At 38.1% G+C, this 16437-nt stretch carries 12 protein-coding genes and 1 pseudogene; 11 read left to right on the forward strand and 2 right to left on the reverse strand.

The features are described from left to right. Positions 1-4 precede the first annotated feature (4 nt). The 5 genes from ACFIQC_RS06795 (at position 5) to ACFIQC_RS06815 (ending at position 5778) form a co-directional block, all read left to right on the forward strand. A complete protein-coding gene (locus ACFIQC_RS06795; RefSeq protein WP_375629656.1) occupies positions 5-916 on the forward strand; it encodes a F0F1 ATP synthase subunit gamma in 912 nt (303 codons plus the stop codon). A 19-nt stretch (positions 917-935) separates the two neighbouring features. Then, on the forward strand, positions 936-2561 hold the full coding sequence (atpD, locus tag ACFIQC_RS06800) for a F0F1 ATP synthase subunit beta (RefSeq protein ID WP_375706926.1): 1626 nt from the start codon (positions 936-938) through the stop codon (positions 2559-2561). A 108-nt stretch (positions 2562-2669) separates the two neighbouring features. Further along, entirely contained in the window at positions 2670-3086 is a 417-nt protein-coding gene (atpC, locus tag ACFIQC_RS06805) for an ATP synthase F1 subunit epsilon (RefSeq protein WP_375611725.1), read from the forward strand. Between the two features lie 23 nt (positions 3087-3109). Beyond that, entirely contained in the window at positions 3110-4738 is a 1629-nt protein-coding gene (locus ACFIQC_RS06810) for an MFS transporter (RefSeq protein WP_375613177.1), read from the forward strand. Between the two features lie 32 nt (positions 4739-4770). Continuing rightward, entirely contained in the window at positions 4771-5778 is a 1008-nt protein-coding gene (locus ACFIQC_RS06815; protein ID WP_375611727.1) for an HlyD family secretion protein, read from the forward strand. A gap of 469 nt (positions 5779-6247) precedes the next feature. On the opposite strand, the gene ACFIQC_RS06820 is transcribed toward ACFIQC_RS06815, so the two are convergent. Next, positions 6248-6532, reverse strand: coding sequence for a hypothetical protein (locus tag ACFIQC_RS06820; RefSeq protein ID WP_375673637.1), 285 nt, complete (start codon positions 6530-6532; stop codon positions 6248-6250). 850 nt (positions 6533-7382) lie between these two features. Here ACFIQC_RS06820 and ispG point away from each other — a divergent pair. The 4 genes from ispG (at position 7383) to ACFIQC_RS06840 (ending at position 11684) form a co-directional block, all read left to right on the forward strand. Next, positions 7383-8624: a flavodoxin-dependent (E)-4-hydroxy-3-methylbut-2-enyl-diphosphate synthase gene (gene ispG / locus ACFIQC_RS06825; protein ID WP_375638261.1), complete on the forward strand. Its 1242-nt coding sequence runs from the start codon at positions 7383-7385 to the stop codon at positions 8622-8624. A 177-nt stretch (positions 8625-8801) separates the two neighbouring features. Beyond that, positions 8802-9014, forward strand: a complete 213-nt coding sequence (locus ACFIQC_RS06830) for a hypothetical protein (protein ID WP_375706927.1) — start codon at positions 8802-8804, stop codon at positions 9012-9014. Between the two features lie 114 nt (positions 9015-9128). Then, on the forward strand, positions 9129-10280 hold the full coding sequence (locus ACFIQC_RS06835) for an MFS transporter (RefSeq protein ID WP_375706928.1): 1152 nt from the start codon (positions 9129-9131) through the stop codon (positions 10278-10280). An 867-nt stretch (positions 10281-11147) separates the two neighbouring features. Then, positions 11148-11684 carry a hypothetical protein gene (locus ACFIQC_RS06840; RefSeq protein WP_375686008.1) on the forward strand — a complete coding sequence of 179 codons (537 nt, stop codon included), beginning with the start codon at positions 11148-11150 and terminating at the stop codon, positions 11682-11684. 1733 nt (positions 11685-13417) lie between these two features. Here the strand turns inward: ACFIQC_RS06840 and ACFIQC_RS06845 are convergent. Continuing rightward, a complete protein-coding gene (locus ACFIQC_RS06845; protein ID WP_375629668.1) occupies positions 13418-14320 on the reverse strand; it encodes a polyprenyl synthetase family protein in 903 nt (300 codons plus the stop codon). Between the two features lie 425 nt (positions 14321-14745). On the opposite strand from ACFIQC_RS06845, the gene rpmF reads away from it, so the two are divergent. Both rpmF and ACFIQC_RS06855 read left to right on the forward strand, forming a co-directional pair. After that, entirely contained in the window at positions 14746-14925 is a 180-nt protein-coding gene (rpmF, locus tag ACFIQC_RS06850; protein WP_005774555.1) for a 50S ribosomal protein L32, read from the forward strand. 1387 nt (positions 14926-16312) lie between these two features. Beyond that, positions 16313-16437, forward strand: a pseudogene (locus ACFIQC_RS06855) (integrase); the annotation flags it as partial.

Consider the following 16437-nt stretch of genomic DNA (forward strand, 5'->3'; position numbering starts at 1 on the left):
TTGAATGGCTTCACTAAAAGATCTTAGAGACCGTATCGCTTCGGTTAAAGCAACACAAAAGATTACCAAAGCTATGCAAATGGTTGCAGCGGCAAGGTTGCATCGTGCTCAAGAGGCAGCGCAGTCTGCACGTCCTTATGCGAAGAGAATGGCTGATATTTTGACCAGTGTTGCTGCTGATGTAGATGGTGTTGATGCGCCTACTCTTATGCGTGGTACGGGGCGCGATGATGTACATCTTTTGGTGGTGTGTACTGCTGAGCGCGGTTTGTGTGGTGCTTTTAACGTGCAAATTGCTCGTCGTGCACGTGAACAGATTAAGGCATTGTTGGCGACTGATAAAATAGTAAAAATTATCACTGTGGGTAAAAAAGGCGCGGATATTTTATCGCGTGATTACAAAGGCTTGATAATTGATCATATCGATTTGCATGCTGTAAAGCGAATTGGTTTTGCAGAGGCAGTGATGATTAGTCAACGGATTGTTGATTTATTCAATGAAGGCGCTTTCGATGTTTGTACGCTGTTTTATTCTGAATTTGTTTCCGTAATTAATCAGCGTCCAACAGCTTTGGATTTGATTCCAATGGTTGCTCCAAAAGCAGCTGTTGGGGCAATAGATATTGTGGAGCAAATCGATCATAACAAAGGTTCACAATCGATTGTTTATGAATATGAACCTGATGCTGCGTCTCTTTTAGAGGCCCTTGTACCACGTAATCTTTCGGTGCAAATCTTTCGGGCTTTGCTAGAAAATGTTGCTGGTGAAATGGGCGCCAAGATGACAGCTATGGATAATGCATCGCGCAATGCGGGTGAAATGATTAGTAAATTGACGGTGGCTTATAATCGTCAACGTCAAGCACAGATTACGACAGAATTGATCGAAATTATTGCGGGCGCTGAAGCGCTTTAAATGGAGAAGGTAAGGATTGATGGTAAAAGCAGTAACCTCAAGCAAAGGAACAGAAAAAGGTGAAAAAAAGAAACCAGCTGCTCGTTCCAGCGTGAAAAAAGCCGCTTCGAAATCTCAAGTGGATGTAAAGGCTTCCTCTGTACCTGCGCGTGATGCAGCTAAAGATACACCTGTAAAAAAAGATACATCCGCAAAAAAAGAAGAGCATGCAAAAGGCGCTGTTGGTGAAATCAAGCAGATTATTGGTGCTGTCGTTGATGTGCAATTTGAAGGTGAATTGCCAAATATTCTCAACGCTTTGGAAACAGAGAATTTAGGCAATCGCTTGGTATTAGAAGTTGCGCAGCATTTGGGTGAAAATACCGTACGTACGATTGCTATGGATACGACTGATGGTTTGATGCGGGGCCAAAAGGTTGTGGATACAGGCACACAAATTAGCGTTCCTGTAGGAGAAGCAACGTTGGGACGTATTATGAATGTGATTGGGGAACCGGTGGATAATGTGGGACCAATCGCTTCAACCAAAACACGTTCTATTCACCAAGAGGCACCTGAATATGTTGAACAATCGACTGTTTCGGAAATTCTCGTAACCGGTATTAAAGTCGTGGATTTGTTAGCCCCTTATTCTAAAGGGGGTAAAATTGGATTGTTTGGTGGTGCTGGTGTTGGAAAAACCGTTCTCATTATGGAGCTTATAAACAATATTGCAAAGGCACATGGTGGCTATTCTGTATTTGCTGGTGTGGGAGAACGTACACGTGAAGGAAATGATCTTTATTATGAAATGATCGAAAGCCGCGTGAATGTGAATCCAAAAGAGAATAATGGTTCAACGGAAGGGTCAAAGTGTGCCCTTGTTTACGGGCAAATGAATGAACCACCAGGAGCGCGTGCGCGTGTGGCTCTTTCAGGATTGACAATTGCAGAAAGTTTCCGTGATGAAGGACAAGATGTTCTCTTCTTTGTGGATAATATTTTCCGTTTCACGCAAGCAGGAGCTGAGGTATCTGCTCTTTTAGGGCGTATTCCTTCTGCTGTTGGGTATCAGCCGACTTTGGCAACAGATATGGGGGCGTTGCAAGAACGTATTACCAGTACAAAAACAGGCTCTATTACTTCCGTTCAGGCAATTTATGTTCCGGCAGATGACTTGACGGATCCGGCGCCGGCAGCGTCTTTTGCTCATTTGGATGCAACAACTGTTCTTTCGCGCTCTATTGCGGAAAAGGGGATTTATCCAGCGGTTGATCCGCTTGACTCTTTCTCGCGTATGTTGGATCCATTGATTGTGGGGGAAGAGCATTACACGGTTGCTTGTCAAGTGCAAACCATTTTACAACGTTATAGAGCGCTTCAGGATATTATTGCTATTCTTGGAATGGATGAACTTTCTGAAGATGACAAATTGCTGGTGGGGCGGGCACGTAAAATTGAACGTTTCCTTTCGCAACCTTTCCATGTTGCGGAAGCCTTTACTGGTTCGCCGGGGAAACTCGTTCCTTTGGAAGAGACAATCAAAGGCTTTAAGGGGCTTTGTGCTGGCGATTACGATGATTTGCCAGAAGCTGCTTTTTATATGGTTGGTTCGATTGATGAAGCACTTGAAAAAGGAAAGCGTCTCATGGCAGAGGCTTCTTAGTAAGAAGCTTCTTATTCAAGAGAAAACTGTCATGGGTATTTTTCGTTAAAAAGGACGAGTCGTTGGAGAAAACGGAGAGTCCTTATATCGGGTATTTTGGAGACTTTTGTGGAAAACAATAGAGAAGAGCATTTTTTATTTGAGCTTGTATCGCCTGAAAAAATTGTGTTTTCAGAGCAGGTAGTGTCTGTTGTTCTTCCTTCAGCCTCAGGTTATTTGACAGTTATGGCGCATCATGCGCCATTGGTGGCAAGTATTGTGTTGGGCAGTGTTCGTGTTCGCACCTCTGTGGGTGAAAAATTATTTGTTGTATGCGGGGGTGTTGCAAATATTACCTTTTCAGGCTGCTCTTTATTGGTAGAGCACGTTGTGGCTGTAGAGAATCTTTCTTTTGATGTATTAGAACAGCAGATTTTGCAGATTCAAGCGACGTTAGAAGGAGGGACAAGTGATGAGGACAATCATAAAATAGAGGCTTTTTTCCAGCAGTTGTCAGCTGATGGTGCTGTGTTGATAGAAGCGTAGCAGAGTATACAGGAAAAGATGACATGAGCGGAAAAAAGAGTACGGTTGTGTCTGCTAAAAGGAGTGCAAAACCTTTTCCTCATCCTGGTCGTGTCTTTGCGGGACCTTTGCCAAAGTGCTTTGTTTATATTTTTGCTTCTCTTATTTTGCAATGGGCTTATGGTTTAGGGGCTAATATTGTTCAGTCTAACATTGTCCATCTTACGGGTGATTTTCATGCAACTTTGGCCGAGACGACATGGCTGGTAGCGGCTTATATGGCGCCAAATGTGAGTGTAGCGATTATGTTGATCAAAATCCGCTATCAATTTGGGCTGCGCGCTTTTGCTGAATTATCAATTCTTGGCTTTGTTTTGGTTTGCGTGTTGCAGCTCTTTGTTACGGATTTGCGTTCTGCATTGATTATTCGCTTTTTTGCTGGGATTGCTGCTGCTCCTTTGGCTTCGCTTGCGCTGCTTTATATGATGGAGGCTTTTGCTCCAGCAAAGAAGTTTACTGTTGGTCTTAGTTTGAATTATATGAATGCGGCTTTAGCGGCACCTTTATCACGTTTGATTTCTCCTGATTTGCTGGAAAATGGTGGTTTTTCCAGTCTTTCCGCTCTGGAAATGGGGTTGGTTCTTATCAGCTTGGTCTGTATCTATACTTTGCCTCTTACTCCTGTTGTGCGTAGTAAGGTTATTCAAAAATTAGATTGGATAAGCTATGGTTTGATTGCTCTTGGTCTTGGATTAAATGCTGTGATCATGTCTGTTGGCATATTGTATTGGTGGTATGAAGCACCATGGATTGGTTGGGGGCTCGCACTTGCTATTTTCTCGTTGGCTATTGCTATTATTATTGAGCTTAATAGAGAAAAACCGTTGATTGATCTCCGTTGGATTTTCAGTAAAGAAATGGTCCAATCTGTTTTTATTTTATTTATTTTTCATGTTTTTTTATTGGAGCGGTCAAATTTGCCCGTAGGGTTTTTTAATCTTTTTGGTTTGCTCAATCGTGAGATGGCGCCCATGTATCTTGCGGTGACATTAGGGATTCTGTTAGGGGGGGCTGTTTGTGTCTTTTTTTTACGGGCGGGGCGTGAGGATTATTTTTATTTGTTGTCTTTGGGTTGTTTGGCGTTAGGAGCTTATTTAGATAGTCATGTAAACCATTTAACGCGCCCACAAGATATGATGTTGAGCCAAGGGTTGGTGAGTTTTAGTTATGCACTTTTTTTGCCTCCTGCTCTTTTCAAAGGGTTTGTGATCGCTGGTGAGCGAGGACCGCGTTACGTTTTAAGTTTTATTGCTGTTTTTTTGCTAACGCAAGTGACAGGGGGATTGATGGGGTCGGCTTTTTTTGGCAGCCTTCAGTTTTATTTTGCCCATAAGAACTTTGAGTCCTTAACACAAAATATTATTATTACTGATCCGCTTATTTCTGGTGAGATGAATACTTTATTTTCGCCTTCTTATGGTGTTTCTGTTCCCAATGGCTTGAGAAGTGAGCAGGGTACTTCTATGTTGATAGAGAAATTTAAGTTAACAGCAAATATTTTTGCTTATGATGACGTTTTTCGGCTTTATTTTTATATTTCAATGGTTGTATTCGTTATTTTTCTTGCCACAATGATTGTTAAGTCATGCTCTTTGCGTGCATTAGAAAAGTAGAGTAATGTCATAAAAAGAGGGGTGCAAAAAAAATGATAAAAAAATTACGGTCAAAAGCTACGATTGTTGCATTCCTATCGGGCATTACGGGTGTTTTGCTGATTTTGTGGGCTTGGAGGCTTCCTCCTTTTGTGAGTAACATTCAAATAACGGATAATGCTTCTATTAAGGGCAATGTTACTCTGGTTAGTTCACAGATCTCTGGGGTAATCGCACGGATTTATGTGCAAGATTATCAACGCGTTGAAAAGGGAATGCTGCTTTTTGAGCTCGATGATTCTCTTTTTCGGCAGCAGCTTGCACGGGCACAGGCTGTTCTCGATTCAAAAAATGCAAAACTGGCAAGTATTGAATTACAAGCACAGCTTTTGCAGGGCGAAATTAATACAGCAGAGGTGGAATTGGCGCGTTCACGAGCATTTTCCAATGTTGTTCCAGATAGTAAAAAGTTAGGTTTTGGTGATGCGGCAAGTTCTGTTTCTCGTCCTCTTTCACAACTCTTGACAGCTCTCGAAACAAAACGCCAATTGCAAAAACAATTGGATCTTGAACGGCAAAGTTTACAGTCAGAAATTGCGGGAGCGAAGGTGAGTGTTGAGTTGGCAAAACTTAATCTCGATCACACAAAGATTTTATCTCCTCGAACAGGCTATATTGGATTAGTTGGAGCGCGGGTAGGGCAATATGTTATGCCAGGGACACAATTGGTCTCTGTTATTTCTGATGATATTTGGATTATTGCTAATTATAAGGAAACGCAACTTTCTCAGATGCGTGTGGGACAACCGGTTGTTTTTTCTGTTGATGCATTGAACAACAAAAAGTTAACAGGGCGTGTGGTTCGTTTTGCACCTGCTACAGGCTCAGAATTTTCATTGTTAAAAACGGATACGACAATTGGTAATTTTATCAAAATTGCGCAACGTATTTCAGTACGGATTGCTTTAGATCCTGGGCAGGAAGGGATTGAAAAACTCATTCCTGGCATGTCCGTAGTTACCTATGTAGATACTTCGCAGCGAGTCGATTCTGGAGGATGAAATTTTGGGTTTTTTCAGTTTAATTTTTGCGTCATTTACTTATAGCAAGTGGTTGTTTACATTGGAAGATTTCGTTTGGTTTGCTATACTACATGTTTTAAAGCTCTTAGGCTTCTTATACTTTTATGTCATGATGTAAAATAATGTTCCTTAGAATATTAAAGCGCATGCATCTTTACTCACTTCCATTTCTTTTGAACTAACTCAGTAGGGGGGGTGGAGTATTGGAAGCTTTGCTTGTGGTTTTGCACAACACTGTCCTTTGAGGTGTGGTGTCACCGCATGTTTGGAAGATGGGGGTAGGGGGAAGCCAGATAAAAAATTGGATTATAGACTGGGTCGGATGGGAAACTTATCCTTTTGGGTGAGGGCGTAAAGTTAGGAGGAAGACGTAAAGTTTATATTTTGTAAACCATAAAAATGCCCGTTTTAAGGCGGGCATTAAAAGGGAAGGTTATTGGTTGTGTTATTAATTTTTACGGATCAGTAAGAAGCTTACTAAAACGACTCCTGCTGCTAATGCGAGGGTTTTTTTGGGATTTTCTTTCGCTTTTTTCTTTAATTCTGTAGCATGTTCGTTGAGGTGATAAAGTGCGTGACGGCCTTTTTGTTTCCATGTGTTAAACAGCTCAGAAATGTTTTCAAAGCTATCATTTTGAAAACTCCAATGATTTACGGGGACCAGCTCTCTTTTTAAGAGTGCTATACGTTTTTTAATTTTAGCATTTTTTCTATGGGGTGAAAATAGACACATTTATTGACTCCTTCATGTGTTAAATTGTTGCGTGACAGTTGGAATTGTGTTTGGGGTTTTGCTATAACGGCTTGAACATTGAAAGGTTGCATTGATAATGCCGCGCGTGGGTGAGATGAGAATTAAAAGTTTGGGTTTAATGAGGCATTTCTTAATGTACTTGAGTTCATTTCGTGATGGTGTTTGTTAAGGATGTAAGGTAAAAATTTTTACAAAATGGTGTAAGATTCATTCATAAAGATGGTGGGCGATGTCTTCATTTTTTTGTTTGTTTAAAGTGTTGGGATAGCTTTTGGCACTTGAAATAGTTTATAAGGAGTTTTTATCTATCTATTCTCTTGTGGCTGTAGGGAGTGGTATTGATTGATTCAATTAAGAAGATTTAAAATGAGGAAATCTTACGATATTTGGGGTTGCTATTCAAATTTGTAAAAAATAGATTATTATAAATCAATATGTTGGATTAATTTGGCGATGTCTTTCATGCATTTTTAAAAATTGCGCTTTGATAGGCGTTATCTGTTGTGTTGTAAAACATTGTTTTGTGGTGACGTTGATTAAGGTATCGGCATGCAACTTAAAAATACAGTATTGTCTCTGTTTTGTTTCAGTTTCTTTTTGAAGCAACCAAGTGTAGAAGTATAAACTTGAACAGAAGTAGTAGAACTTATCCGGTGCGTCTATAGAATGAATCTACCTATGAATTGTATTGCATCAGTGTTAGTAGGTAGAACCTTTTGAGAGCAATCTGTTAAGATTGGTGGGCGGTGTAATTTTCGTCCTTTGAAGCGCGGAGGAAGTCAATGTAAATAATGATTGATAGCGCAGGTTTTAAAAATTTGAGGACTTGATGAGTACGACCTATTTTTTATCTAAACCACTTGAGCGTCGTCGATCTGTTGGTGTTGCTGTTGGTGATGTGATTATTGGGGGGCAGAGCCCGATAGTTGTACAGTCAATGACCAATACAGATACCGCTGATGTTGATGCAACTGTTTCTCAAGTAGCTGCTCTTTGGCAAGCTGGTTCACAATTGGTTCGAATTACTGTTGATCGCGATGAAGCGGCGGCAGCTGTACCAAAAATACGGGAGCGATTGGAGAGGTTAGGATTTTTTATCCCATTGGTGGGGGATTTTCATTATATTGGCCATAAGCTTTTATCAGAGCATCCTGCGTGTGCTGAGGCGCTTGCAAAATATCGCATCAATCCTGGAAATGTTGGTTTTGGCGCAAAAAAAGATCGTCAATTTGCAGAAATTATTGAGATTGCTTGTCGGTATCATAAACCTATTCGCATTGGCGTGAATTGGGGCTCTCTTGATAATGCGTTGTTAACACGGCTTATGAATGAAAATGCACAGCAAGAAAATCCTTTATCGGTTGCTGAAGTGATGCGGGAAACTGTTGTTCAGTCGGCTTTGCTTTCGGCTGCTTTAGCAGAAGAGTTAGGATTGGGACGTGATAAAATTATTCTTTCTGCTAAAGTGAGTGATGTCCAAGATCTTATTGCTGTTTATACCACCTTGGCGGCGCGTTGTGATTATGCTCTTCATTTGGGATTAACGGAAGCTGGGATGGGAACAAAGGGCATTGTTGCTTCTTCGGTGGCTTTGGGTATTTTATTACAGCAAGGGATTGGTGATACGATACGAATTTCCTTAACACCAAAACCTGGTGGTGATCGGACACGAGAAGTAAAGGTGGGGCAAGAACTTTTGCAAGTGATGGGGTTTCGGCAATTTTTGCCTGTTGTTGCGGCTTGTCCTGGTTGTGGGCGCACAACCTCAACGGTCTTTCAACAATTGGCACAAAAAATTGAAGCAGATTTATACAAAAATATGCCTGTTTGGCGTGAAAAATACCCTGGCGTTGAAAGCTTGAAGGTGGCTGTGATGGGATGTATCGTCAATGGACCGGGGGAGTCAAAGCATGCGGATATTGGAATCTCTTTGCCTGGAGTGGGGGAAAGTCCTGCGGCACCTGTTTTTATTGAGGGACAAAAGGTAAAAATTTTACGGGGTGATCACATTGCTGAAGAATTTGAAGCGCTTTTGAGTGATTATATTCATACACGCTTTGGGCAAGGTTGAGGTAAAAATCGCATAAGGTTGAAGTAAAAAGGGTGTGTCGTTTTTTTTTAAAACAAGCTGTCTTCAATGTGAAGATGGTGCTGTTGTATGCTGCTTTAGCTATGGTCAATACTGTTGTTGGTTGCTTATTATTTTAGGTAAAACCAGATGATATGCCTGTTTTAGAATCAGAAGCTTATGAAGGATATTAATGAGTTTGAGTGTGTTAAGACTATTAAGCAAAACGATATGAATACTTTAAATAGATCCGTAAATGTTGTTGCTGGTTTTTTGGCTGCTCTTGAGACAGTGAAATATTTAGCGGATTTTGACAAATGTCAAATTATAGAAAGAACATTGTTTATTGATTTTTTAGGCATTTTCCCAGCATTTTTTGGGGTATCAAATTGATAGGATTGGAAATCCTTATAGCGATTATAGTCCTATTTGTCGTAAAATGTAAGCTTTTATATTGATATAAAATGATGTATACGGGTGCCTTTTTTGGCGTTATTGGGGGAGTGCATGACAAGTATATTAGCGTTTGGCTTTTTATTTAACGGTATAAGGATTTTAACTGGCGCCTTTATTGTCTTTTATATGCTTGAAAAAGGCTTAACGCTTATTGATATAGGTGTCATTAAGTCGTTTCAGGCTTTTATTATGATGGTTACCGATATTCCTCTGGGATATTTTGCTGATCGAAAAAGTTATAAAATATCGATCGTTTTGGCAGCGGCTTTTGCTGCCACATGGCTCTTTCTCATGGGATTTTCTACAAGCTTTTATGGTTTTCTTTTGGCAGAAACTTTTAATGCCTTATCGCTAACATTAATTGCTGGAGCCTATAATGCTTTACTTGTTCAATATGCAAAAGCAAAAGTGACATCCACTAAAAAAGTGCTTGGTTCCAGCTCTCAATATAATTACATCGGCATGTTTATATTCAGTTTGATCGGTGCTTATTTTGCTGATTATTCGAGCCAATATATATGGTATATCGCGGCGTTTTTAATGTTGATGACAACACTATTTGGTTTGTTTTTTCTTGATGACTTGAAGGGGGAGAAAAAACCAAATAAAGCGAGTTCTCTCATTTGTGAAGCTAAGGAGATGTTGTCTATTTTTATTAAAGTTCCTTATATCTCTTTATGCTTTTATTTTTCATTGATCTTTTTCAATATATTCTCGCAATATTGGCAGTGGATATTTAAAGATCATAATATTAATGTCACTTATTTTGATCTTGGTGTGACATTTTCATTGATATTGCTCTCTCAGCTCTTGGCTAGTTTTCTCTTTACAAAACTAAGTGAAAGAGTGAATTTTATTTTACTGTTGTTTCTTTCGGCTTTACTGATTTCTACAGTCGCTTTCTTTGAACCAAGAAAAGAAATGGCTGTCATTTTAGTCTGTATGATTTTTTATCTCATTAAGTATACATATCTTCGTGTAGAAGTTATTTTGCACGATAGTATTAGTGATCATTTCAGGGCTACATATGAATCTTTCTTGTCAACCGTTGGGAGATTTAGCTTATTGGTATTTTTTTACATGAGTGCGTATATGGTCAATATATTTGGCTTTTTCTCACTCGTTTATATTTTTGCTATTTATTTATTGATTTACTTGTTGGCGGTATTTTTTTTAGAAGGAACTCTCAAAAAAGTTCAGTGAAAATATTAACTTATTACGATACGTATTTTATAGGGTTTCATAGTGGGGCAAGGCTTTTATTTATTAAGGCGCATCGTTGTTTTTGCATGTTGAATGAGAAAGCTGAATAGTGTCAGTTACTCTTATTTCAAATCTATGTATGTTGAAGCAATCAAAGTCATCTGCTTGTACGTTATAAGTGGGCGTGGCATAATAATCGTTAAAAGGGAAATAAAAATGCTGCTCATGAATATTGCACAAAGAGTTGCTGATAAGATTGGACGCTGATAAAGAAAATGATTGTGCCAGATTATATGCTTATTAAGGAATGGTGATGAAGCAGTTTTCCCCATTTTCATTGGTTCCTTGCTGGTAACCCTTTATCTCATTAGAGCTAATTTAAGCAGTCGGACAATTTATAGCCTGTCCTCATAAGAATTCCCGTATGATCGATTTTGATATTTTGATGATCTATTTTATTGTTGGTATATTTAGCGGATTTTACCATTGCCTCCTTTAAAATATCAATCATCTTGTTGAGATAATTTTTTTACGTTGTACATTCTCATTTTTGAGTATTTTCTCTTTGATTGTGGCGTTAGCTCTGTATTTTCTGATGTTAGAAAATACTCTTAATCCAGATAGTAAACTTATCTATGGAAACTTTGAATGACAGCCCCCTCTTTGAGAGGGAATAAAACCAAGTACAGAAATATTGTTGAGTACAATTTGCTATAAATAAGCCACAAGAAACCAGCACATATTGATATATTTGATAGGAATCTGTTAGGCTGTACAAATTGTAGTTATTAAAAGATAAAGCGGTGAAATCGTTATCCATAACGCATATTGTAACATTTATAACTCTTTTTTTTTGTATCCGTGTTGTTGGGATGTACGCGCGTAGATAGTCTAGAACAGTACGATAGACTTTACGAAAAATATATCAGTGAAAATTACGGCGCTTTTGAACATTTTCAAAAGCATGAACAAGCAAAAAAATTTGTATACAGCCATGGCTATCAGAATATCGTACCAAAGTTTGACATTATACGGCATCGTCACATACTGATTGTTTTATGTGGACGTTTTGTTAATTTATTGCGTGGTGATTATAATGAATGGATATCAGCAGATATGTTACTCAATGTCATAAGCAGTTTGCGTAATGACTATAACTGGAGAGAAAGCGATTTTATTTGGGCATATAATATGTCTATGAATGCTACCGACCCCATGATTGATTACGCGAAAAAGTTTCTTAATTCTTCCAGCGGAAATGGCATCAGCCCAACAACACAAATTATTGACCTTGTGTCTAGTATGAGAGCTGGTCATGGTGACAACACTAAACAAATAGCGCGTTTTTGCATAGAGCTAAACACGATATATGACATGATGAAACCAAGAAGAATTTACAAATGACATTGAATGGATAATGAGAAAAATTCTCTCGAAGGATATTAAATGGCTATAATACTCTTGATAATCGCGGCATTTTCTTGGCCATGTTGCATGTTTTTTTATTATGGCTTCAAAAGGTGGACATATTTTCCAGCTTTTACAACAGGCATAGGTTCACTTACAATGATGCTTTTCATCTTAATAAGAAAATTGCACTTAAAGGAGGAAATTTGCACTTGGATTGAAAAAACGACTTATCACAAATTAGATTGCGCTATTATATATAATAATAAGGACTTTTTTTATCTTTCTGTTGCAATGATCATTCTCTGTTTAATCTTATCAATTTTCTTTTTATGTGATGAATTGAATAAACGAGATAAAGAGCGTGATGAATTAAAGTTGTACAGTGATCATGATTATTATTCAATTGAAGTTATTACACACTTTTGTAAATAAAAATGTTTCTGCTTTTGAAGGAGCATGCCGACACAATTATTCACTTTGCTAGCCCCTAATGTTGCGGACTGCCCTTGGCTTTTAAGACGGTTCATAAGAGGCATTTTTTTAGTTTTTTCTTTGATGTTTTGCCCCACACGGCTTTTCCCGCTTGTGACGTGCAAGCAAATGATTTTGATTGATTTAACATACACAGATTTGAAATGAGAGAATCTTATGATATTCAGGGTTCTTATTCAAGTTGAAAAACCACAAATTATGATTATAAATCAATGTGTTGTATTATTCTTGCTAAGAAAAGAGAGATCGGTAATAATACTGCTTTGGTCTTTCGTTCTATTGAAATTAATGGCTTTATTTATCCTGTTATGCCGTAACATACTGTCATTTGAGGGGTGGTGAAGGTATCTTGTTTGATACATTAAGTATTTTAAGAAGTGCATGGTGAATATTCTTAAGTCTGTTTATCGAGTCTTTAGTTTAAGTGAATCGCATGCGTGGAAAGCGAGAGAAACCTACTCGGTAGGAAACTAGACTGTTTACAGAGTAGATTAGGTTAAAAGACTTTGTTCTTTGAGGGTGGCATAAAAATCAAAATAGCCATTATGTTCATTTTTTTCTGATATTTTAAATACGAGCTTCAAAAAAATGATGCTTAAACTAAACAACGAGCACTTTTGTAAAAGTGTTTTTAGAGAGCAAGCAATACACGAGTGAATTTACAGAATGTAAGCATATTTGATCTTCTACAACAAGATAGCGTGGAAAGGCATAAAAATTACGACTCTCTACTGAGGGCATTGTACTCCTAGGGTTGGCAATAAACAACAGATGACTTTGATAAGGCTACAAAGCCAATCGGCATTTTTATTGTTTTTTGCGGGTTTATAAAATGCCTGGTTTTATACTTATTCTGTTTATTTTTTGCCTTATCGTTAGAAGATTAAAGATATAAAGGAGAAAACGAGTTTTCCTCTTTCCGGTTGTTTTTTATTCGGCTTTAAAGCACCCACCACCCACTGTAATATCTTTTAAAACATGGTGATTACGCATTTTCACATTTTGTTTCTTTCAGTCTTTAATGGAAGGCATTTTTCATGCAAAATAGGATACCCAGAATGCATTTGTGTTATAAATTCACGCGGCTTGTTTTAATGAAATTCCTCTCAAGATTTGTCGCACCCATTTCATGATAAGGAGTATAATGGAGATTAATGGTAATGTTTCTTTGAAAAGTCTATTATGCATTTAATAAATATGACGGTGTACACTATGTACAATAGGGTGGATGAAGTTTAATTTTGGCGTATTGCACTAAAGTGTGCTGCTTGTTGGAGGGGGAGTGCTTTAGCGCCAAAAGGATGTAAGAATGCTTCTGCTTTACTGATGAGTGTATCTCGCTTTTTTTGGGTTTCTTTAATGCCGTAAAGGTGAACAAAAGTGGCTTTTTGTGCCGTTTCATCTTTCCCAGCCGTTTTTCCTAGGGTTTGCGTGTTGGCGGTGACATCAAGAAGGTCATCGGTTAATTGAAAAGCTAAACCAAGATAGGTACCAAAATCAGTAAGTTTTTCAGTTAATTCTTTAGATGCATTGCCAATGATGGCACCTGCTTGGCAAGCAAAGCTTATCAGGGCTGCTGTTTTCATGTGTTGTAGAGTGATGATGTCAGTACTTTCTTGCGGTCTTTTTTCAGCTTCAAGGTCCAGCATTTGTCCACCTAACATACCGCCAAGTCCTGCCGATTGTGCAAGAGATGTGATCAGCTTGATTCTAATATCTGTAGATAGATTACTAGCTTTATGGGCAATGATTTCAAAGGCAAATGTTAAGAGGGCATTGCCTGCTAGAATTGCTGTTGCTTCATCAAATGCTATATGGACGGTGGGTTTTCCACGCCGGAGTGTATCGTTATCCATAGCGGGAAGATCATCATGAATGAGCGAATAACAATGGACACATTCTAAGGCACATGCAACATCAAGAGAATGTTCTACAGGGACGTCAAAAAGTGTAGCACTTTGAATTACAAGAAAAGGACGCAAGCGTTTTCCACCGTTCAGCACACCATAGCGCATGGCTTTGATTAAATTTTTAGGGCGTGAAATTTCACCATTTTGGATTTGATCACTTAACAGGGTATCAAGCCGCTTTTCAACGGTATGTCCATGTTTTGCAAGAAGGGTGGTAAATTCGTGCATTCTTGCTTCCTTTGTTTTTACAAAAATGAAATTATGAAGTTTAAAGAGAAAGGTTGTCGCTTTTTCTTGTTTTCATAAATTGGCGTCGTTTTTTATTAAAAATCAACTTCTCTTTTTATCCGTATCTCTACTGTATGCGCAAATCCCTTTTTAAACCAAATAAAAATTGAATGAAGGGCTTATAAAAAAGCTTTCATTGGTGTATAAAATTCTCAAATTTTGCAGTGTTTTTGATATTCATTTGATTATTGTGACACCATTTTTGATAATAAGAAGGTCATTTTTAGTAAGAGGAGGATCATTTTGACATTGCCTCTTCTTTTTTATCAGTGTATAATATCTTCAAATTTTATGGTGTTTTTAAATGAAGCATTGTCATTTTTGACATTGCTTTTTCTGTTTTAATGGATTTGGAGTGTCTTTTTATGGCTGTACCTAAACGAAAAACCTCTCCAGCGAAGAGGGGCATGCGCCGTTCGGCTGATGCTCTGAAGGCGCCGACTTATATCGAAGATAAAAATTCTGGTGAATTACGTCGTCCTCATCACATTGATTTGAAAACGGGAATGTATCGTGGGCGTTCCGTTTTAGTAGTTAAAGACTGAGCGTTTTCTTTCTTTTCCAGAGGTCAACTTTTTTATTTCATCGATCAATGCACGCTTGGGGCGTGCATTTTCGCTTTAAGATGAATGTTGAGGTTCCCTTGCGTCGTCTTCTATCGATGTGGAATAGGGAATGTATCGTGGATGTTCCGTTTTAGAGGTTATAAAACTTTAGCGTTTTCTTTCTTTTCCAGTGGTGAACTTCTTTTATTTCATTAGTGAATGCATTGGGTAAGATGCGTTTTTCACTTTTTCTTGAGAACATGTGTGGGATAAAGTTTTGCTGTAGAGAAATGATTCTATTGTGGGAGATGATTTTCTTGTTTTCTTGAGAGGCTATAAGGGATTGCTTGTATCAGTGTCTTTTATGATGACTTCGTTAAGAGCTTGGGTATTGATATAAGTTAGCTCAGTAATAAAATCATTTTGTATCGCACTTAATCTTTATTGACTGTAGAGAGAATCCTATTAGACCGTAAAATATCGTCGTTTAAGGCGGTTGATCCATGTAAGGCTTTAAGCATACCGGTGTTTTTTATGAGAATATTTAAGGCAATGGTTTGTCTATAGGCTTATATTGTGACATGTGATTCTCCTTAAAAAAATAGAGATCGACATCACATTGATTTATAAAGATCATTTGTTGTTTTGCGCCTTGAATGGAAGGTCTATCGTAGGATTTTCTCATTTCAAATTTTCCCCCATGTTGAATCAATGACAATCACTTGCTTTTCGGTCACAAGTGGGGCTGGCATGTGGGTGAAAACTCTATAAAAAAGGAAAAATGTTTATAATGAATATTTTCAAATGTAAGAATTGTTGTAACATTGGGGTTAAGTGTATGCTGATGCCAGCGTGCTTTCTTATGAGCAGAAAAGAGAAAACCGTTACAAGACAGAAGGTGTACACATTCAATAACCTTTAGTGCTTTTTATGATAAAGGTATATGAGACTTTTTTATGAATATCACGCTGTATTTTCATGTTTTTGAACTAAGAATTGTCTATATATTTTTCTTATTTTTGTGAATATAAGGGATTTGTTGCGAACAGCTTGTAAAAATAAGTAAACTTAAAACCAAATATGTTATGTGTGGGGGTGAGCAAAGTATTTTATCAAAGCCGGTACGACTCTCCAGTTCATAGCTGGTTTATGAATGATTTTATGGTGTTGCTTACCTAAGTTTATGATTTTTTGTTATCTGTTCATAATTAGACAACATATTGATTTATATATATAATTCACTCATTTCAAATCTCTCTATCTAGAATCAATCAAAACCACTCGTTTGCACGTCACAAGTGGGATGAGTGTGTGGATAAAATTTGTATAAGAAAGAACTAAAAATGGTTCTTATGAAGAGTCTTAAGAGCCAAGGGTTGTCGCAACATTGGGGGCTAGCAAATATAATGATGGTGCCGGCTTGCTTCTTCATAAACGTAAAGATGGTGGTGCTCAATGGCTTTATCGTTATACCATTCACGGTCGGCGCCGTGAAATGGGCTTGGGCGCCTT

Source organism: Bartonella sp. AA126HLJHH, from assembly GCF_042197425.1.
Classification (GTDB): Bacteria; Pseudomonadota; Alphaproteobacteria; order Rhizobiales; family Rhizobiaceae; genus Bartonella.